The sequence below is a fragment of the Lutibacter agarilyticus genome (assembly GCF_900188235.1).
GTDB lineage: Bacteria > Bacteroidota > Bacteroidia > Flavobacteriales > Flavobacteriaceae > Lutibacter > Lutibacter agarilyticus.
The window spans coordinates 140643-161602 of sequence record NZ_FZNT01000004.1 but is presented as its reverse complement, the minus strand read 5'-3'; the positions used below and the strand labels follow the sequence as shown (position 1 = coordinate 161602).

18 protein-coding genes are annotated in these 20960 nt (G+C 28.9%); all 18 read left to right on the top strand.

From position 1 onward, the window contains the following. The 18 genes from CHB67_RS08110 (at position 1) to CHB67_RS08020 (ending at position 20936) form a co-directional block, all read left to right on the top strand. Complete coding sequence (locus CHB67_RS08110; protein WP_089381260.1) at positions 1-2064, top strand: dynamin family protein; 2064 nt, start codon at positions 1-3, stop codon at positions 2062-2064. A 273-nt stretch (positions 2065-2337) separates the two neighbouring features. Further along, complete coding sequence (locus tag CHB67_RS08105) at positions 2338-3258, top strand: helix-turn-helix transcriptional regulator (RefSeq protein ID WP_089381259.1); 921 nt, start codon at positions 2338-2340, stop codon at positions 3256-3258. Positions 3259-3489: 231 nt separating this feature from the next. Continuing rightward, a complete protein-coding gene (locus tag CHB67_RS08100) occupies positions 3490-4224 on the top strand; it encodes a hypothetical protein (RefSeq protein WP_089381258.1) in 735 nt (244 codons plus the stop codon). Positions 4225-4302: 78 nt separating this feature from the next. After that, a complete protein-coding gene (locus tag CHB67_RS08095) occupies positions 4303-4836 on the top strand; it encodes a hypothetical protein (RefSeq protein WP_089381257.1) in 534 nt (177 codons plus the stop codon). 155 nt (positions 4837-4991) lie between these two features. Continuing rightward, positions 4992-6560 (top strand): type I restriction-modification system subunit M, encoded by a 1569-nt coding sequence (locus CHB67_RS08090; protein WP_089381256.1) that lies wholly within the window; start codon positions 4992-4994, stop codon positions 6558-6560. A gap of 240 nt (positions 6561-6800) precedes the next feature. Next, entirely contained in the window at positions 6801-8039 is a 1239-nt protein-coding gene (locus CHB67_RS08080; RefSeq protein WP_089381254.1) for a restriction endonuclease subunit S, read from the top strand. Positions 8040-8053: 14 nt separating this feature from the next. Beyond that, entirely contained in the window at positions 8054-8830 is a 777-nt protein-coding gene (locus CHB67_RS08075; protein WP_089381253.1) for a hypothetical protein, read from the top strand. Between the two features lie 24 nt (positions 8831-8854). Next, a complete protein-coding gene (locus CHB67_RS08070) occupies positions 8855-9319 on the top strand; it encodes a DUF2207 domain-containing protein (protein ID WP_089381252.1) in 465 nt (154 codons plus the stop codon). Between the two features lie 20 nt (positions 9320-9339). Next, positions 9340-10263, top strand: coding sequence for a 5'-nucleotidase (locus CHB67_RS08065; RefSeq protein ID WP_245813467.1), 924 nt, complete (start codon positions 9340-9342; stop codon positions 10261-10263). 10 nt (positions 10264-10273) lie between these two features. Next, positions 10274-10741 (top strand): GIY-YIG nuclease family protein, encoded by a 468-nt coding sequence (locus tag CHB67_RS08060; RefSeq protein ID WP_089381250.1) that lies wholly within the window; start codon positions 10274-10276, stop codon positions 10739-10741. A 7-nt stretch (positions 10742-10748) separates the two neighbouring features. Beyond that, positions 10749-12059 carry a PDDEXK-like family protein gene (locus tag CHB67_RS08055; RefSeq protein ID WP_089381249.1) on the top strand — a complete coding sequence of 437 codons (1311 nt, stop codon included), beginning with the start codon at positions 10749-10751 and terminating at the stop codon, positions 12057-12059. Positions 12060-12123: 64 nt separating this feature from the next. Then, a complete protein-coding gene (locus tag CHB67_RS08050) occupies positions 12124-14997 on the top strand; it encodes a type I restriction endonuclease subunit R (protein WP_089381248.1) in 2874 nt (957 codons plus the stop codon). A gap of 91 nt (positions 14998-15088) precedes the next feature. Beyond that, positions 15089-16843 carry an ATP-dependent nuclease gene (locus CHB67_RS08045; protein WP_089381247.1) on the top strand — a complete coding sequence of 585 codons (1755 nt, stop codon included), beginning with the start codon at positions 15089-15091 and terminating at the stop codon, positions 16841-16843. Further along, positions 16840-18543, top strand: coding sequence for a UvrD-helicase domain-containing protein (locus CHB67_RS08040; protein ID WP_089381246.1), 1704 nt, complete (start codon positions 16840-16842; stop codon positions 18541-18543). Before CHB67_RS08045 ends, CHB67_RS08040 begins: the two co-directional genes overlap by 4 nt. 206 nt (positions 18544-18749) lie before the next feature. Continuing rightward, positions 18750-19364: an exonuclease subunit SbcD gene (gene sbcD, locus CHB67_RS17355; RefSeq protein WP_317045698.1), complete on the top strand. Its 615-nt coding sequence runs from the start codon at positions 18750-18752 to the stop codon at positions 19362-19364. Positions 19365-19708: 344 nt separating this feature from the next. Further along, on the top strand, positions 19709-19876 hold the full coding sequence (locus CHB67_RS17350; protein WP_245813465.1) for a hypothetical protein: 168 nt from the start codon (positions 19709-19711) through the stop codon (positions 19874-19876). 316 nt (positions 19877-20192) lie between these two features. After that, complete coding sequence (locus CHB67_RS08025; RefSeq protein ID WP_089381245.1) at positions 20193-20396, top strand: methyltransferase domain-containing protein; 204 nt, start codon at positions 20193-20195, stop codon at positions 20394-20396. Positions 20397-20453: 57 nt separating this feature from the next. After that, positions 20454-20936 carry a hypothetical protein gene (locus tag CHB67_RS08020; RefSeq protein ID WP_089381244.1) on the top strand — a complete coding sequence of 161 codons (483 nt, stop codon included), beginning with the start codon at positions 20454-20456 and terminating at the stop codon, positions 20934-20936. The last annotated feature ends 24 nt before the right edge of the window (positions 20937-20960 follow it).

Genomic DNA, 20960 nt, shown 5'->3' with positions numbered 1-20960 from the left:
ATGAGTAATAACATTTTTAAAAGTATAGCAGATAAAAAAGAAGATTTTAAAAGATATGCTCAAAAAGCTTTGGATTTTAAATGGATTAGTCAAGATGAGTTTGATGGGATAATCAACAAATTAGAAAAAGATGTTTTAACTATTGGAGTTATTGGACAAATGAAGTGTGGTAAGTCCACTTTTTTAAATGCGTTGCTCTTTGGAGAGGAAAAATTACCTGCAGCAACAACGCCAATGACCGCGTCTCTATCTATAATCACTTATGGAGAACAGAATAAATTAGAAGCAGAATTTTATACATCTAATGAATGGGAGGAATTAAAACATCTTTCAAAAAGAAGTATTGAAGAAGTAGAATCGGATGATAATTTAAAAACAAAAATAAAAGCAGCCAAAGAGATAGTTGACAAATCTCTCAAGATTGAATCAGAAATTAGAAATCTTCTGGGTACCAAAAAAGAAGATGAATTTAACAAATTAATTGATTACGTAGGTGCAAATGGTAAGTATATTGCAATTACTAAGTCTGTTAAAATTTTTATGCCTTTAGATTATTTAAAAGGTGTAGAAATTGTTGATACACCTGGTTTTAATGATCCTATAGTTTCTAGAGAAGAACGCACTAAAGATTTTTTAACAAAAGCAGATGCTGTAATAATGTTGCTCTATGCAGGGAGAGCATTTGATTCAGTAGATAAGGATATTATATTTAATCAATTAAGGACGATTGGTATTGGTAAATTATTGATTGGTGTTAATAAATATGATTTATGTATTGAAAACGAATCTGAAAATGAAATTGTTTCGAATGTTAAAAATCAGTTATTGTTAGCAAGTAAAGAATATCATAATAATTCAATTGCAGAATTAGTTACAGAAAAAGATCCTTTACTACTTTCTGCTAGTATGGCCTTAATGTCAAAAATGAAATTTGAAGAAATATCTAAAGATAGCGACTGGGATTTTTATTATAAAAATGCCTCAGACGTTTTTGGAATTAGTAGCCAAAAGGAAATGTTTGAAAAAAGTAAACTTTCTAAATTTGAAGATGCTTTAATGGGGGTTATTTTCGATTCAAAAGATGAAATTTTATTAAAGAAACCTAGAAACTTCATTAAGCAGAAAGGTGAAAATAAAACAGAGGAATTAACGAGTGCAGTTAATCAAACAAAAAACAAACTTGTAAGTTTGAATAAGCCGGATGTTGAGCTAGAAGAACAATTAAAAAACACTAAAAAATCTGAAAGAAAAATTAATAGAAAAATTAATAATCTTGAGATTGATATTGAAGAAGTTTTAAGAAGAAGACTTAAAGATTTAACACGTAAAACAGAAGATTTAATTAATGCTTCTAAAAGTAATTGTAAGAGAATAATTGATGACAATGGTATTGTGGTAAATTCAAGTAATCTAAATTTAAAGTTAGAATCAGAAATAGAAGATCTTGAGATACTTTTAAAAAGACTTTTTGAGAAAAGTAATGATGACATAAATTATGATTTGAAAAAATTAATAGATAATTTTATTTGTGAAATAGAAGAGATTGCTGAAGATAATTTAGAGGATTTCGATATGCAAGATTATATAATCTCTTGTAAGAAAATGTTATTTAGAAATATTATAAATTTAGATTTTAGAGATTTAATACCTTCCTCGGAAGAAAGTGAAGAAGGAGACAGCTTATTTGAAAAAGCATTAAGTCTATCCGCTTCTTTTATTGATGGAGCTACATTTGGTATCTTAAAAGGTACAATCAGCACTACATTAAATGTTATGTCAGGGAAAAAGGATGCTAGAGAATGGGTTGATTATTTTTATTCAATTTTAAATTTAGAACCAATAGAAAATGAAATCTTCGAAAATGGAGTAGATATTCTTGAGGAAATAAAGCGAAAGTTTATGGGAGATTTTTTAACACCTATAATAGAACATACGGAAGAGCTAATTAAAAATAAAGATAACAGAGAAAATGACCTACTTGTTGAAAATAATAAATTATCAGGTTTAGAGAAAGAAAAGGAGCAATTAGAAGGGCAAATGGGTGAGATTGAATTATTGGTGTAATGGAAATGTTTCAGGGATTCAAATTCAATACCAAGGTTACTGGCATAATACCAGTCTAAATTGGGATAATAATAGGAAGTATGTTAAAAACCCGAATAATAAACGGTATTATTTTTAACTATTTATTATTCAATTCTTATTTATATAAAACTTAACAGTATATTTTTTTAATAGAGTGGTCTACTTTATTTATACAGAAATTTATAAAGATTTCACAAATCACAAAGACATAGTTTGTCTGTCTGTAAGCTATATTTGTAGTTAAAAGTAACAATGTCAAAGAAAGAATATATAAATCGTATTTTATTAATAATTAAACGAGTTGAAAGACGGGATTATCCGTCATATGAAAACTTGGTTGATTATGTAAAAGAGAATGCATATTTGCTAGGGCAAGATAATTATCAAGTAGGATTTTCTCAAAGAACTTTAAATCGTGATATTAATGAAATTAGAGAGATTTTTGGGGTAGATATTCTACACTCAAGTAAAGAGAAAGGTTATTATTTAGAAAATGATGATTATAACCGACCCAACTTCATAGAAATGCTGGAAACATTTGAAGTTTTAAAACTTTCTCAATTTCAAAATGAAGTAAATAAGGTTGTCCTTTTTGAACAAAAACAATCAAAAGGTACTGAATATTTAAAGCCCATTATTTATGCGATCACACATAGAAAAAAAATAACAATTCAATATGAGAAATATTGGGAAGGAACTATAAATAAAACATTATTAGAACCTTATGCTTTAAGAGAAATTCAAAACAGATGGTATATAATAGCCAAAAATACTAGAAATTATATTGCTACTTATGCACTAGATAGAATTAAGGAAATTAGCATTGAAAAATCAGCTGATTATATTTTACCTGATAATTTTGATGTTTCGGAATTGTATCAATACAATTATGGAATATCTATAGATAATGAGTTAAAACCCGAAAAAGTGATTTTTAGTACTGACACCATTCAAGCAAAATATTTAAAGAGTTTACCCATTCATAGTTCTCAGAAAATTATTGAAGAAACTGATAGTAATATAGTATTTCAATTGGATTTGAAATTAGGAGACGAATTAGTTTACAAGTTACTTTCATATGGAGACAGAATTACAATACAGCAACCAATAGAATTAATAGATCTCATAAAAGAAAAATTAAAAATTTTAAATAAAAGATATGAAAAAATCTAAGAATATTTTGTTTGAATTATTTTTTGAAAACATCGCATATAGAAAAAGAAATGAAAATGATCTTTCAGATATAACATGGGCTGCTTGTTGTACATCACCCTCATTTCAATTACTATTTCTTAATTTTTTTTCCCAAATGTAACTTTCAATAACATTACACGATTTGAAAGAGAGAAATCAGAAGGAGATAGTAGGCCTGATTTTTTAATTGAAAATAATGGGTTAATTTATTTGATAGAAATTAAAATATATGATACGAATCATCATTTTGAGCAGTATGTAGAAACATTTAATATTCCCAAAGAACGCTTAGGGTATATTACAAATTATCATATGACTAAATTGGGTTTTACTGTTCATACTTGGGGGAATTTTTATGATGAAATTCTTAAACAATTACCCAAAGATGAAAATGAAAAGGAATTATGGATTTGTTACTCATCATATTTAAAAAATGTTTGTTCAATTATTAAAATAACAAAGGAGATGGACTTAAATGGAATGTATTCATTGTATTCTTTCAATGAAATAATAAAAAAAATTGTCAATCGAGATGAAGTTGATTTCGAATTAAGTTATTATTCAAATAAAAACATTCAGGGAGGAGCTGGAATTAGTGGGAATTATTTCCATATTAAATATAAGAATGTTGATATCAAAGATACATGGGCATGGATTGGTGTTTATTATGAGCGTGAAGAGCCATTAATTTGCATTGGCTTTGAAAATAAAGATGGTTGGGGAAAACCTATTTTTGATTTAATTGATAGTAATTTAAACAAATTAAATGAAGGGGAATTGACAACATTACCTTATCTAATTTCTGGTTCAATTTGGTTTGAATTAACTAAAGAAAAACACAAAGAGTTTCAAACATGTGATTTAGAAGCTCAAATTCAAATGTTGAAAGATTTTTTAGATGAGGTGATAAAATTTCCGTTAAATATTCTTAAAAAAAATATTTAAACTTAAATAACTATTTTATACAAAGACACCCTTTGTCTTTCAGCTATTTAATTTTGTATTCTAATTAAAATTAGAACGATGAAATTAAAAAAGAAATGTTTTATAGGTTTAGGAGGAGCTGGCAGAAATGCGTTAGTTTATTTTATAGAAAAAGAAAAAAATGCAGAGTTCATGTTGTTTGATGCTGAGTGTACAACTAAAGATGATAAAATACTGGATTACGAGGGAAAGTATTCGGAACAAATAGTAAATATTGAAAAACTAGATGCTATTACAAATCAATTTTCTAAAGATAAAAGTTATGTGCTTTTAGCATCATTATCATACTCTGAGTTTAGAAAAAAAGCGAGTACAGCCTTGGTAAAGCATATTGCGTTGTATTTTTATAAAAATAACTATGACTTTAAAATAGTTTTAACAACTCCTTTAATTTTTGAATATAATGCAGTACAACATTTAAAAATTAATAAGATTAAATTAGAAATAGAAAGTTTAGGAGAAACCATCATTGTTAATTTAGATGAATATCTAAAAAAATACGGTGATTATGATTTAGTTCATTTCACCAAATTTCATTATATCGCCTGGAAAAATGTAATTAATAAAATATAAAAATTTAGTTAACAAGTACTAACTAAGTACCTTCAAAAACCAACCATAAACAATTAACATTTTTAAAACCTATTTGAATATATAATTATGTTAAACCGTAATTGTATATCAAATAGGTTTCTTACTTTTAAGTCTTCAAAAAAGAAAGCGAATAAATGACCGAACAGAAACAAAAATTAGAACAACAATTGTGGAATATTGCCGATAGCCTTCGTGGAAATATGGATGGTAACGATTTCAAAAACTACATATTAGGTTTTATATTTTACAAATATTTAAGTGATAAAATGAGTCTGTTTGCCAATGTAATTTTAGAACCAGACAACCTGAAGTTTAATGTGATTGATGTTGAAACTGAAACAGGAACTGAATATTTAGAAGCCATAAAAGGCGAAGCATTAGATAGCCTAGGATATTTTTTAAAACCTAACGAGTTATTTAGCGAGCTAACACGCCGCGGAAATGCCGATGGGAAAGCTAAATTTATACTAAACGATTTAGCCAAAGTATTGACCAATATAGAGCAAAGTACAATGGGTAGCGAAAGCGAAGACGATTTTGGCAACCTGTTTGAAGATTTAGATTTAACAAGCAGCAAGCTAGGGAAATCTGAAAATGCAAAAAACGAACTTATTGTAAAAGTATTATCCTATTTAAACGAAATAGACTTCGACATAAACAATACCGAAAGCGATATTTTAGGTGATGCCTACGAGTATTTAATAGGTATGTTTGCCAGTGGCGCAGGAAAAAAAGCCGGTGAGTTTTACACACCGCAACAAGTAAGCAAAATATTAGCAAAAATAGTTACTGTAGATAAAACCAAGCTAAAAAGCGTGTACGATCCAACTTGTGGGTCCGGTTCCTTGTTATTGCGTGTAGCTAAAGAAGTAAGTGATGTAGGTACGTTTAATGGGCAAGAAAGCAACCCAACAACCTACAACTTGTGCCGTATGAATATGATTATGCACAATGTACATTACAAACGCTTTGATATTTATAATGAAGATACTTTAGAAAACCCATCACCAAGCCATATAGACCAACGTTTTGAAGCTATTGTAGCCAATCCGCCATTTTCAGCAAATTGGAGTGCAAGTCCGTTGTTTTTAAGTGACGATCGTTTTTCTGCCTACGGAAAATTAGCACCAAAATCCAAAGCCGATTTTGCCTTTGTACAACATATGGTACATCAGTTAGATAACAACGGAACAATGGCATGTGTTTTACCGCACGGTGTATTGTTTAGAGGTGCTGCCGAAGGTCATATTCGTACATTTATAATAGAAGAACGTAATTATTTAGATGCCGTTATAGGCCTACCAGCCAATATTTTTTACGGTACCAGTATACCAACGTGTATTTTGGTGTTAAAAAAACAACGCGAACACAATAAGGATATTTTATTTATTGATGCCAGCCAAGGTTTTGAAAAAGTAAAAACCCAAAACTATTTACAAGACAGCCATATTGAAACTATTGTAAACACGTATAAAGAGCGAAAAACAATAGACAAATATAGTTATGTAGCCAAATTAAGCGAAGTTGCTGAAAACGACTACAATTTAAACATACCAAGGTATGTAGATACCTTTGAAGAAGAAACACCAGTAGTTTTAGCTGAAGTTTCAAAAGAATTAAAAACGTTAGAAACCAATATTGCCAAAACTGATGCTACTATAGCCGATTTTTGCAAACAATTAAATATTGAAACTCCTTTTTAAAACGTTATCCTGAACTTGTTTCAGGATCTCAACAAAACGAGCACAAAACAACCAAATGACCAACAAAGCACAACATACAATTACTCGTCATCCTGAACTTGTTTCAGGATCTCATCATAAAAAAACCAAAACCAATACTTTGGGCGTGCCCCAAGGGTCGGGCTTTACGTTGCAATCTTTTGGCTTGTGCCGCGCCAAAAGGATTTTCACTGCAATCCCTCACGCAAAAAATACAACGCTATGAAAACTACAACACAAAAATTAACACCACAATTAAGGTTTAAAGAGTTTGATGGAGAATGGGAACAAAAGAATTTGGGAGATGTAACAAAATACATAAAAGGTTTTGCTTTTAAATCTGAAGATTATAAAAACGAAGGTGTTAGAATAGTGAGAGTTTCTGATTTAGGTGTGGATAGAATAAAAAATAATAATGGTAAATTATTTATTGATGAAGACAAAGCAAGCGAGTTTGATAAGTACAAGTTAAGAACTGGAAATATTGTCATAACAACAGTTGGGTCTAAACCTGAAATGTTAGAATCAGCGGTTGGAAGAGGTATTTATATTCATAATGATAATGAAGGGTTGTTAAATCAAAATATGTTGAAATTTGAAAATGTAAAAGATGTTTCAAATGGTTTTATTATTGGATTAATTAATTCAAAAAGATACCAACATTATATGAAGGGTATTGCAAGAGGAAATGCAAATCAAGCTAATATTACTGTAGTTGATTTATTACAATATAATCTTAATATTCCTCAACTCCCAGAACAACAAAAAATAGCTACATTTTTAACATCGGTTGATACTAAAATACAGCAACTAACCCGTAAAAAACAATTATTAGAAACCTACAAAAAAGGAGCAATGCAACAATTGTTTTCTCAAAAGTTGAGGTTTAAACAAAATAATGGAAGTGAGTTTCCAAAGTGGGAAGAGAAGAGGTTAGGGGCTGAAGTTGTATCATACAATAAGAAATCAACTTTTAATGATGAATTTGAAGTTTTAACGTCTTCAAATAAAGGATTGATGCTACAAAGTGAGTATTATGGAGAAAATAGATTAACTGAAAGAGATAATTTAGGCTTCAATGTAATTCCTGAAAAACACATCACATATAGGTCTAGAAGTGATAATAGAAAATTTACTTTTAATATTAATAAGTTAGGAATAACAGGTGTTATAAGTACTTATTACCCTGTTTTTATATCTAAAAATGGAAGTTCTAATTTTATTGTTGAATTGCTTAATTTTAATCAAAATTATATCGGTAAATTTAGTGTGGGAACTTCGCAAACAGTACTTTCTTTTAATGAACTAAAACGAATTAAATTCAAAATTCCTTGTTCAGAAGAACAACAAAAAATAGCCAATTATTTATCGGCACTAGATACTAAAATTGAAAGTGTACAAAAACAACTAAGCCAAACCCAAACCTTTAAAAAAGGCTTGTTGCAGCAGTTGTTTGTGTAAAAAAAGAAATAGAAATGACTATAGATACTTTAAAAGAAATTAGTACTAAAATTAAACCAACAGAAGTCTATAATGAAGGTTGGATGACAAGATTGTTGGTGTATTATTCTATAGAAGAAAAACTAGTATTAAAGAATAAGGAAAAAGTAATTATAGATTTTTCTAAAATCCAAAATTGGACTTCTGAAGCATTAATTTCTAGCCCGTTTGTAAAAGCAAAAGCTATTAGAGAAGGATATACTCATGCAGATATTGCTCTAGGTGATTTTACAGTTAAGTATAAGAAAAAAGGAGAAAAAGAAGAAAAAGGTAGTGGTAAATTAACAGTTAAAGATAATGCTAATAATTTTGGAATTATTGAAGCTAAAATGGCGAGTCCTTTAAGTAAAAAAACTAGTAATACAGAAGACTATAATCAAGCCGCTAGAAATGTTGCTTGTATTGCGTATAACACGTATGAGCTAAGTTGTAAAACTTTCTTCTATGTTGTGGCTCCTCAATCAAAATTGAAGTTGAATAAGAAAAACGTTAATATAATAATTGATTTAGTTGATTCAGAAAAAATTGTTAAGTGTATTGATAAACGGATTGAAGATCATAATGTTAAGAATACTAATGACGAAGATAAAATAAAGAATAAACAAGATCTTATAGATCAAGCGAGCAATTGTGAGGTTGGAGTAATTAGTTATGAAACTTGGATTGAACAAATTCAAGATGAGAATACAAAAGCTGAATTAAATGAGTTTTATACTAAATGTAAAAATTGGAATAATATAAAAGACGCTTGATCATTGATTATAAAAAATTGCTAAATGGAACTAAAAGAGCTTAAAAAAAGACCAGAATTTACCCAAAATAAAAAATTGACCAATGCTTTTAATCAATTGGATAACCTTCTAATTGAATTGAACAAAAAGGAACTTCCTAACAACATAATAAACACTATAAATAGTGAAATAGACCAAGTAAATTCAGTTTCACAATCAGAAAAAAAATTAAAAAAACAATTAGTAAAAGCGCAAAATGCTATTCTAAAATTGGTTGAGAAAGAGCTAAAATACGTGTCTAAAAGCCACTATAGAAACCTTTGGCTAGTTTTAGGTATGGCGGTATTTGGTGTTCCGTTTGGAGCTGCTTTTGGAGCAAGTACTGGAAATATGGGATTACTTGGAATAGGTTTACCTATAGGAATGGTAATTGGTATGGTGTTAGGTGCTAATTTGGATAAAAAAGCACAAAAAGAAGGCAGACAATTAGATTTGGAAATAAAACAATAAGTACAACAAAATAAATACCTATGGATTTTTCAGATATATTAGTAATTGGAGTTTCGTCTAGATCTTTATTTAATTTAGAGGAAGAGAATGAAATATTTAATAAAAAGGGAATTGAAGAATACCGAAAGTTTCAACAAAAAAATGAAGATGAACCTTTAGAGCCTGGAACAGCTTTTTATCTGGTTAAAAGTCTTCTTGAGTTAAATAATCAGGCAGATAAAAGAATTGTTGAGGTTATAGTAATGTCTAGAAACAGTCCGGAAACGGGTGTAAGGATGTTAAATTCAATAAAAAAACACAACCTAGATATTACTAGAGTTGCTTTATCTGGCGGAGAACCGTTATCACCTTACATTGATGCGTTTGACATTGACTTATTTCTGTCAAAAGATGAAACAGATGTTCAAACTGTTATTGATTCTAAAGTTTGTGCAGCTGCAACTATTTATGCACCACCTGAAAAATTTGATTCAAAAGATAGCCGAGTTAAAATAGCATTTGATGCAGATGCAGTTTTATTTTCTGATGAATCGGAATTACGATACAAACAGGAAGGAATGGATGCATTTCACAAGTACGAGTCTGAACACGAAAATGATCCATTAAAAAAAGGTCCTTTTGCAAAGTTACTAATTAAGCTATCTAAAATTCAGGAACATTTTCCAACACGAATAGAATTTTCTCCGTTGAGAATTTCTATAGTCACGGCAAGAAATGCTCCATCGCATATGAGAGTTATTAGAACTTTAAGAAAATGGGGTGTTTATGTTGATGAAGCCTATTTTTTAGGAGGATTATCAAAGGATAAAGTTTTAAAAGCATTTGGTGCACATATTTTCTTTGACGATCAAGAAACGCATTTAGAAAGCTCAAGTAAAGTTGTGCCATCAGGAAAAGTGCCATACAATACGAACTCTCCAATGAAAAATTTAGAAAAGAAATAAAAAAGATGCTATGAAGAAATATAATTTACCAGTAAATGAACTTGAAAAAGTTGTAAATGAAATTGAACTACATTTATTAGATAGGTCTAATAGAATATCGTTTACATACGAAACCAATTGGAACAAAGAGAATTTTCCAAAAGCTCCAGGAGTTTATGCAGCATTTGAAAATGACGATCTTATTTATATTGGCCAAACAGCAGAATTAAAGTCTAGAATGAGTGATATTAGGAGAACCTACAATCATACACTTCGTAAAAAACTAGGTAAGAAAGAATTTGATGGTGAATTAATTAAGAATAAATTTTCAGATGAAATAGAAGAAAAACTTACCAATTATATGGTGGAAAATATAAGTTTTTCATTTCAAGAAATTTCATTTGGGCGTTTAGAAGTAGAATCACAACTAGTAAAAAAATATGATCAAAAAAACGGAGTGAAATTGCTAAACTCCAAAAGTGTTAGAGGTTTAAAATAGAAAAAAAATGAATGAAAAAGAACAGACTAAAGCAACTTGTAAAAAACTTACAAGTTTGCTTTCAACTACAAAACGTATTGTAAAACATAACAAAGAATTAACGATTGCAAAAGGAGAACATTTCAATTTGTTTTCGGTATTAGATATTGAAACCAAAGAAAATAAAACACATTCTGCATTTTTAACAGAGTTGTTAAATCCAGATGGTTCTCACCAAATGGGAGATGTGTTTTTAAAGTTGTTTTTAGAAATTCTTGTTCCTGTAGTAACCAATGATAATGAAGAAGATAAAACAACATTAAAAATATCACAATTTAACACTTCAAATCCTTTCGTTAAAGCCGAGTATTCTATTGGTAAAATTAATTTATATGAGAAAGAAGGGGAGGATGTATCAATGGCAAAAGGAGGAAGAATAGATATTTATTTAAAAGACATAAATAATACTATTATTTGTATTGAAAATAAAATTCACGCAGGCGATCAACCAAAGCAAATACAACGTTATTACAATCATAATACATCTAAAAACACCGTGTTTCATCTTACGTTAAAAGGCGGTGACCCGAGTAAAGAAAGTAAACTTGAATTAAGTTCAGGAGAAGATTTTTATAATATAAGTTATAGAGAACATATTGTACAATGGTTAGAATTGTGTTTGAAAGAGGTTTCAAATTTTACGTATTTACGTGAAGCCATAAACCAATACATTTTACTAATAAAAAAATTGACACATACTATGAATAAAGAGCAAGAAAAAGAACTATTAGAAATTATGATGGCAAATATTGAGGAATCAAAATTTGTAGCTAATAATTATGAAAAAGCTTTAAATAAATTACGAAATAATTTTAGAGAAGATTTAATGAAAGCTTTAAGGTTAAAACTAGGTGATAAAAATTATGATGTTTTAGAAGGAAAACCAGTGAAAAATAAATTTTCACAAATTTGGCTTCATTTTAAAAGTAACCCTCAACCTCAAATTTTATTTGGTGTAGAGTCTTTTAGCGGTAGAGGTCATTATAATGGAGATATGTTTGTTGGTCTATTGGATAAGTATAAATCACCTGCAGTAGCTAATCTTCCAGAAGAAAATAGGTTAAATGGAATGTGGAAGCAAGTTCGTTTTATTAAAACAGAAAAAAAGAATAATATAAATTTAGGACATAATTATACCATCAATATTTTAAATGATAAAACATCAGATGATTATAAAACGTTGTTAAATACTTGTTGTACTCAAATTGTGGCATTTATTGAAGATTATGAACAAAAATTATCACCCGAATTGTTTCAAAGTAAATTAATTGAAAATTAGTTAAATCTATTGTATTTAAATGTGATTTAGTAAATTTATAGTTCAAAAAGATGAATGTAAAGCTATGAGCCATCAATCAGAAGCTGAATTAGAAAATAACCTGATAAAACAATTAACAGGTTTAGGATATAAACAAGTTCAAATTAAAGACGAACAAACCTTATTATCAAACCTAAAAAGTCAGTTAGAAACCTTTAACAATACCAGTTTTTCTAAAAATGAATTTGAAGCTATCTTAAATAATTTAGCCAAAGGATCCATTTTTGAAAAAGCAAAAAAACTAAAAGATCGTTTTCAGTTAAACCGTGATAATGGTGATGTTTTTTATGTGCAGTTTTTTAATAATGAAAATTGGACAAAAAACTTGTTTCAAGTTACCAATCAAATTACGCAAGAAGGAACTTATAAAAACAGGTATGATGTTACTATTTTAATCAATGGTTTACCATTGATTCAAATTGAATTAAAACGAAAAGGATTAGAGTTAAAAGAAGCATTCAATCAAATTTGTAGGTATAAACGACATTCATTTTGGACAAATTATAGTTTGTTTAATTATGTGCAACTATTTGTAATAAGCAATGGTGTAAACACAAAGTATTATTCAAATAATCCGCTTGCTGCATTAACATTTAAACAAACATTTTTTTGGGCAGACAAGCACAATAAAAATATAAAGGATTTAACAGATTTTTCTACTGAATTTTTAAATACTAGCCAATTAGGTAAATTCTTATCTCAATACATAGTTTTAAACGAAACACATAAAATATTAATGGCTTTAAGGCCATATCAATACTATGCAACTGAAGCAATAGTTGAGCATGTAAAAACTACTGAAGAGAACGGATATATTTGGCACACCACAGGATCAGGAAAAACACTGACTTCGTTTAAAGCTAGTCAAATTATTATGGATTTACCGGAAGTGCATAAAGTTGTATTTGTGGTAGATAGAAAAGATTTGGATTACCAAACAATGAAGGAGTTTAATAGCTTTAAAAAAGATAGTGTTGATGTAACGGACAATACAAAATCGTTGGTTTCTCAATTTGCAGATGATACAAAACTAATATTAACTACTATTCAAAAGTTAAACAATGCTATTTCTCCAGGTCGTTATCAAAATAGTATGAATCATTTAAAAAATAAGAATATCGTTTTTATTTTTGATGAATGTCATAGAAGTCAGTTTGGAGATACGCATAAAAAAATTACAGATTATTTTAATAACAGTCAGCTTTTTGGTTTTACAGGAACACCCATTTTTGCTGATAATGCGTCAAAAAATGATTTAGGAAAACGTACTACGAAGGATCTTTTTAATACGTGTTTACATAAATATGTAATAACAGATGCTATTAGAGATCAGAATGTTTTAAAATTTGGAATCGAATATATAGGAAAATACAAGCAAAATAGCAATACGTATATAGATATTGATGTTGAAGCTATTGATACCAAAGAGGTATTAGATTCCCCAAAACGATTAGAAAAAATTGCTGATTATATTATTCAGCATCACGATCAAAAAACACATAATAGAACGTATTCTGCTCTTTTTGCTGTAAGTAGTATTGATAATTTAATTACTTATTACGATATTTTTAAAAAGAAAAAAGAAGCTGGAGAGCATAGTTTGAGAATAGCTACTATTTTTACTTATGGTGCTAATGAAGAAGATGAAGAGGCAACAGGTTCATTGCCTGATACTGAAAATAAAGCTGCTGAGCCACAAACGGTATATAAGTTAAACCATACCAGAGAAAAATTAGAAGAGTACATACAAGATTATAATAAAATGTATGGTACAGGTTTTTCAACAAAAGATAGCAAACAGTTTGAGAATTATTTTAAAGACATAAGTAAACGATTAAAAGAACGAGAAAAAGTTATTTTTAATGAAGATGACCGATTAGATATTTTATTGGTTGTAAATATGTTTTTAACAGGTTTTGATGCTAAAAAGGTTGATACATTGTATGTAGATAAAAACTTAAAGCATCACGGTTTAATTCAGGCTTACTCAAGAACCAATCGTATTTTAAATGAACAAAAGTCACAAGGGAATATTGTAGCTTTTCGTAATTTAAAACAAGCTACAGATAATGCTATTGCACTGTTTTCAAACAAAAACGCTAAAGAAGATATTTTTGTTCCAGAGTATGAAACTATTGCACAAAAATTTAGCGAAGCATTTATTGAATTATTAAAAATTGCACCTACTGTAAAAAGTGTAGATACTTTACCCAGCGAAGATGAAGAGTTAGCTTTTGTAACTGCTTTTAGGAAGTTAATTAGAATAAAAAATGTATTAGCTTCTTTTGCCGATTTTGATTGGGATGACTTACCTATGAGCGAACAGGCTTTTGAGAACTATAAAAGTAAATATGTTGATATTTATAGTAAAGTGAAAAATGAGCATCAAAAAGAGAAAACGTCTATTTTAGATGATGTAGATTTTGAACTGGAATTGATTCATAGAGATGAAATAAATGTGGCTTATATTTTAAAGCTAGTCGCAAAGTTAAAACAAGCTAAAGAAACAGATAAAGAACAGCAGAAAAAAGCAATTTTAGAGTTGCTAGGAGGTGAAGTTGAACTAAGAAGTAAACGAGAATTGATTGAACAATTTATTGAAGAAAATTTACCTCACATTGAAGATGTAGATTTAATACAAGATGAATTTGAGAAATTTTGGCGAGAACAAAAAGTGCTAGCATTACATAAGTTATGTGAAGAAGAGCATTTAGATGAAGTTCAATTTAAAAACTTGATTGATGCTTACTTATATAGTGGTCAGGAGCCTATACGGAATGAAGTTTTTAATTGTTTGGAAAGTAGACCTAGTGTATTAAAAGCAAGAACAATAGGAGAAAGAATTATTTCGAAAATGAAAGAGTTTGTTGAAACTTTTGAAATAGGAATGGTTTCGTAAGTGACGCCACCAATGTTAAAACCTTGCGAAAACCCGTAAAATTCAGTTTTTAAAAAGGATTATTTTTGTGTTTTAAATAAATAAAAAAAATATGCATATTAAAAGTATTGAAATCAAGAACTTTAGAAATTTCTCAGATTTCAAGATTGATTTTACAGAAGGATTCCAAACAATTATCGGCGAAAATAATATTGGAAAAAGTAATTTATATTGGGCAATAAGACTTGTTCTTGATAGAAACCTGTCATATAACTCACGGAATCTAGAAGAAAAAGAATTTTATGATTTTATTGATTTAGAAATTGATACATACTCATCTATTAGCATTGAGCTGTATGGAGATAATTTAGCTAGCATGCCAAATCTACATGCGTTAAAGATTTCTGATGATACAGTTAGAATATCTTATCTATATGCTCATAAATCAAAACTAATTGAAACTGATGAAGACTTTGATAAAATTGAAATTAAAGATTTTCAATGGCGTTTATATGGGGGGGGGACTGAATTTAATATTGAAGAAATTGATAATCTTAATCAAATTACCTTTAGAGATATTGAAGGCATAAATCTATATTATATATCTGGATTTAGAAATATTAATTCAGATTTATTTGGGGGTTCAAAATCCTTACTTAGTGAATATTGTAAATCAAGAACAGAAGCAGATATTGAGTTAGAGTCGGTAAAAACAATTCTAACTAAAACATCAGATGATTTAAATGAATTAGAGTTTATTCCTGAAATTTCTGAGACTGTAAAGAATAAGAATAAAGAAATTGCAGGTAGTCATTTTACTTTCCCAGTTAGCCTAGGGTTTATAAATAATGATGACAATGAGGTATGGAATCAATTAAAATTGTTTTTCAATCCTAAAACAGGTAAAAATGTACCAATAAATGTTCTCGGTTTAGGTCAGAAAAATTTATTGTATTTAAGTTTATTTCTTTCAAGATTGATAAATGAACAAAATACGAATGAAGTAAATATTCTTTTGATTGAAGAACCTGAAGCTCATTTACATCCTCAGTTACAAAAAATATTATTTTCAAATTTAAGTGAGTTATTGAATACTCAAGTTTTTATGTCGTCTCATTCAACGCATATTGCAAGTGATTGCAATTTTAAAAACCTAAATATTATATACAAGAATCCTGATAATGTAGTAAAATCTTTTTCACCTTTCATAGAAAAAAAGGAAGAAAAAAGAGAACAGAGAGAAGAACTTCTTTTAAAAAGATATTTAGATGCTACACGTTCTGAATTGTTTTTTTCAACGGCAGTAATATTTGTTGAGGGAGTCGCTGAGCAATTCATAATTCCTGCTATTGCACAACAATTGTATGGAGTTAATTTAACTGAACACAACATATCTGTAGTTCCAATTCATAGTAGGTATTTTGACCCATTTCTTAAATTATTTCAACCAAATAAATTAGAATTAACTGCTTGTGCAATAATTGATGGTGATAGCAAAGAACATGAGGATGATGAATCAACAACGGCTGTAGCTAATGCCAAAATCTTTGAGGTAGATGAACGAGTTTTAGTATTTGAAGGTATTGAAACACTTGAAGTTGATTTATTTCCTAGTAGCGAAATAAATGATACATATTTAAAAATATGTTTTGAAAATCTAGGACATACTAAATCATATGGAAATCTTATGGCAACAGATGATGATTGGTCTGATGAGTTGCTAAAAAGAGTAGATGGAACTGTGAAAAAAGGAAGGTTTGCTCAAGAATTAGCGATCAACATTGATAAAAATTTTATAATACCCGACTATATAAAGGATGCTTTGGAATTTATCTTTAAGCAAAATGAAATAGCCTTTGATGTATGAAGCTAAATAAAAATCAGAGAAAAGCAGTTTTTGAGTTAATTGGTAGTGCTTTAATTACTGCATCACCTGGAACGGGTAAGACAAGAACCCTTGTTGCTCGTGCTATTAATAAATTAGAAACTTTACCAAAACACAAATCTATTGCATTAATTACCTATACAAATGCAGGGGCTGATGAGATAGCATCAAGATTGATTACTGAAAAACCCGTATTTGTAGGTACAATCCACAGCTTTTGTTTGGAGTATATTTTGCGACCATTTAGTTGGTTAAATAAATGGAAAAGACCAAAAGTAATTAGTTACGAACAGCAGGAAGAATTCTTTGAAGTAAATGAAGATATTGATTTAGAAGGTAATTTTGGACAAAATAAGTTTGATGAGTTAGGAAAGATTGGTAAAAATCTTGACGGATCTTTAAACTCTGAAATTGAATGGAATCATTCAATACCCATTCAAGAGGTCGCATTGAGATATTATGACTATCAAACAAGTATAGGTGTAATGGATTTTAATGAAATACTATATCGTTCCTACTATATTGTAACGAATAATTCATTTGTTTGTAAATCCCTTTCCTCTAAATTTCATGAGATATTGGTTGATGAGTTTCAAGATACTAATCTTTATCAATACAAAATTTTAAAATCAATAAATGATTTTGGTACTTGTACATTTTTTATGGTTGGCGATTCAAAACAAAGAATTTTCTCATTTGCAGGGGCAATTAAAAAATCATTTGAGCAAGCAAAGATTGATTTTAACTCAGAACAACTTGAATTAACAGAAACCTATCGCTCAACAGACAATATAGTTAATACTTATTCAAAATTATTTGAAGACCATCCTATTATAGATAATAAATCGGATAATAGCCGCCTTGATATTGACGTTACTCTAATTCAAACAAAAAAGGATAATCATTTAGAATATGTTAATAGCATCGTCAATCAGTTAATTGAGAAAGAGAATATTGAATTGAATGAAATAGCGGTCTTATCAACAAGTTGGTTTTCTGCATACCCTCTAAGTCAATCTTTACGACAAAATCATCGTATAGTTGGCCTCGGAGCCTTACCGCATAAATACATTAGTAATTCGACTACTAGTTTATTGAGAATCTTAGCTAAGCATTATCTTGAACCAAGTATAAGAAAACTAAGGAGTATTAAGAGAAACATTGAAATGCACCTTTTAGAAAATGGTCTACAATTATCAGAAAAAGAGCTTACATATAAAACAAACACCTTAATTACAAACTTCTTATTATTGAATTCAGACAATAATATTGTTGCTGGATTTTGTGAGATTAAGAAAATGTTTCATTCCGTATTTAAAATTACACATGCAACATTTGATGAAATTTTAGATAAAATATCTACTGAGGAAAAACAAACATGGACAATAGGTGAATACTTAGAAACATTAGCAGGAGTTAATGGCATTAATTGCAATACGATTCATAAAGTAAAGGGACTTGAATTTGATGCTGTAATTCTGAATGAGATGAATGAAAATAAAATACCTTTTCAAAAGTTTTTAGGAAAGGAAGGGAACGACTGGATATATCAAGAGCTTTCAGAAGAAGATATTGAGAATGGGAAAAACCTATTTTACGTTGCTGTTAGTAGAGCAAAAAAATATTTGATAATTTTACATAACTGGAAACCTTCAATGTTTATTAATATAATAAGAAATTAACTCCCATAACATTATGTATAAATAATATATAATGATGTGCGTAATTTGAATTTTGTTTCTCATTTCAGAGTTTATCTCAATTAGAAAAAAAATCGAAATATTGCACTACTGATACATGAGTATCTCATTACAAAACAATAAATAAAAAACCAAATGAAAATACTTCATACTGCCAATTGGCATTTAGGACATAGATTACATGAACAATCTCAACTAGAAGAACAAACGTTGTTTTAGGTTGGATTGAAGATTATATCATTGACCAAAAAATTGATGTACTGTTAATTTCGGGAGATATATTTGATACTGGTTCGCCATCAAATCAAAGTTTAGAAATGTACTATAGCTTTTTAGTGAAGTTAAAAGCAACAACTTGTAAGTCTGTTATTATTACAGGAGGTAATCACGATTCGGCAGGGACATTAAATGCGCCAAAACATATATTGGATGCCTTATCAATAAAAGTAATTGGAAAAGCAACAGAAAACATAGAAGATGAGGTTTTTGAAATTGAAGTGAATGATGAAAAAGTAATTATAGGAGCTGTTCCTTATTTGCGTGATGGTGATATTAGACGCGCTGTTGCAAGTGAATCATTTGAAGAGTTAACCGATAAATATAAAACAGCATTAATTAATCATTATAAATCATCTGCTGAGCAATGTAAATTGATAAATTCAACCAATGCTCCTGTTATTGCAATTGGACATTTATTTGCAACAGGTGGCTCAATATCGGATAGTGAACAAAATATTTATGAGGGTACATTAGGTCATATTGGTGCTGAAGATTTTCCAACTTATTTTGATTATGTCACTTAGGGGCATTTACACAGACCATAAATAATTAGGAGGAAACGATAAAATAAGATATTCTAGATCACCACATATTTTAAGTTTTAGTGAAGTTTCTTATGAGAAAAAAGTAGTTGTTTTAACAATAGAAAATAATACATTCAGTCAAATTGAAGATGATCTAATTCCTCGTTTTAGAGAATTTTATAGTCTAACTAGATCCTTGACTGAATGTATTGATCAATTTCCAACTGTTATTTCTAATTCCTACGAATTAACACCTTGGTAATGTCCATTTATACAGGTTAAACAAGCGTTATTCATTAAAACTGGAAGATAGTTATATATCAAAAGAAGAGCTTAATTTTAATTTGATTGATCATTGCCAAACCGATCACGCTAGATTGGTAGATATATCAAGTGGAGGTGGAAAATTCATTATCTGTTTAACCTTAGCCTTAGGACAGTCAGATTTAGCTAGTAAAAACGTGAAAATTGATTCTTTATTTATAGATGATAGGGTTTGGAACTTTAGGTAACAATACTTTAGAAACATTACAGTCACAGGGAAAGATGATTGGAATAATATCACACGTTGAAAATTTGAAAGAGCGTATTGCTACACAAATACAGATTACTAAAAAAAAGTAACAGAGTTAGTGTTGTTGGTATATTGTAATTAACAAGTGTATATCAATATCTCAAATTAAGGTAAATAAAAGTTTAAATTAACACAATTTACATCGAGATGTAAGTGTGTTTTTTTTACGTTTCTAGTGGTCTCTATCTAATTGTATGGTTTAAGGTAATTTAAATTAGTTTGTAACAACTACCTTTGAGTATAAAATAATTAGAATGAGTTTTTATAAGCAAATAGTTTCCTATTATCATCATATTTTTAAAATTAATGCCAATCAAGTTGATTTTATTAAGTTAAAAATACTTGAAGGTGATTTTAAAGTTTTAGATGTAGGATGTGGAATTGGCACGCTTTCTTTTGAGTTAGCTAATTATTACAAGCATGTATTAGCAATTGATATGGATGCTGAAATGATATGAGCAGCTACAAAAAGAAAGGAAGATGAGTCAAAACACATTCAATTTAAACAAATAAGTATGCTTGAATTAGATGCTTTTATCGATAACAACTCTGTTGACGGCATCATTTGTTTTGGAAATACCTTAGTCCATTTGAATTCGTTAGATGAAATAGCTGATTTTTTACAACAATCAAAAGCTACGCTAAAATCAAATGGGAAATTGTTGCTACAAATAGTTAATTACAATAAATTTGTTGAAAAAAACATTCAGCAATTACCCCTTATAGAGAATGATGAAATTATATTTGAACGAAATTATTCTTATCGTAAATCTGAAAATAAGATTGATTTTAATACACGTTTAACAGTTAAATCAACTCAACAAATTATTGAAAATAGTATTAAATTATTACCTGTGTTAAAAAATGAATTAGCTCTTTTATTGAATAAGGCAGGTTTCAGCAATTGTAACTACTATGGTAATTTTAATATGGAATTATATTCTATTGATAGCCCACTTAATAATAGAGGCTTGGTAATAAAATTATGTGGAGAGTAGCTTTTAGATTAAACCTAAGTCTTT

Excerpts from the sequence above, each read along its gene's own strand:
- CHB67_RS08050 (WP_089381248.1), top strand. The coding sequence starts at position 12,124 with ATGAGCCATCAATCAGAAGCTGAATTAGAAAATAACCTGATAAAACAA.
- CHB67_RS08095 (WP_089381257.1), top strand. The coding sequence starts at position 4,303 with ATGAAATTAAAAAAGAAATGTTTTATAGGTTTAGGAGGAGCTGGCAGA.
- CHB67_RS08110 (WP_089381260.1), top strand. The coding sequence starts at position 1 with ATGAGTAATAACATTTTTAAAAGTATAGCAGATAAAAAAGAAGATTTT.
- CHB67_RS08055 (WP_089381249.1), top strand. The coding sequence starts at position 10,749 with ATGAATGAAAAAGAACAGACTAAAGCAACTTGTAAAAAACTTACAAGT.
- CHB67_RS08065 (WP_245813467.1), top strand. The coding sequence starts at position 9,340 with ATGGATTTTTCAGATATATTAGTAATTGGAGTTTCGTCTAGATCTTTA.
- CHB67_RS08020 (WP_089381244.1), top strand. The coding sequence starts at position 20,454 with ATGCTTGAATTAGATGCTTTTATCGATAACAACTCTGTTGACGGCATC.
- CHB67_RS08025 (WP_089381245.1), top strand. The coding sequence starts at position 20,193 with ATGAGTTTTTATAAGCAAATAGTTTCCTATTATCATCATATTTTTAAA.
- CHB67_RS08075 (WP_089381253.1), top strand. The coding sequence starts at position 8,054 with ATGACTATAGATACTTTAAAAGAAATTAGTACTAAAATTAAACCAACA.
- CHB67_RS08080 (WP_089381254.1), top strand. The coding sequence starts at position 6,801 with ATGAAAACTACAACACAAAAATTAACACCACAATTAAGGTTTAAAGAG.
- CHB67_RS08040 (WP_089381246.1), top strand. The coding sequence starts at position 16,840 with ATGAAGCTAAATAAAAATCAGAGAAAAGCAGTTTTTGAGTTAATTGGT.
- CHB67_RS08070 (WP_089381252.1), top strand. The coding sequence starts at position 8,855 with ATGGAACTAAAAGAGCTTAAAAAAAGACCAGAATTTACCCAAAATAAA.
- CHB67_RS08105 (WP_089381259.1), top strand. The coding sequence starts at position 2,338 with ATGTCAAAGAAAGAATATATAAATCGTATTTTATTAATAATTAAACGA.
- CHB67_RS08090 (WP_089381256.1), top strand. The coding sequence starts at position 4,992 with ATGACCGAACAGAAACAAAAATTAGAACAACAATTGTGGAATATTGCC.
- CHB67_RS08060 (WP_089381250.1), top strand. The coding sequence starts at position 10,274 with ATGAAGAAATATAATTTACCAGTAAATGAACTTGAAAAAGTTGTAAAT.
- CHB67_RS08045 (WP_089381247.1), top strand. The coding sequence starts at position 15,089 with ATGCATATTAAAAGTATTGAAATCAAGAACTTTAGAAATTTCTCAGAT.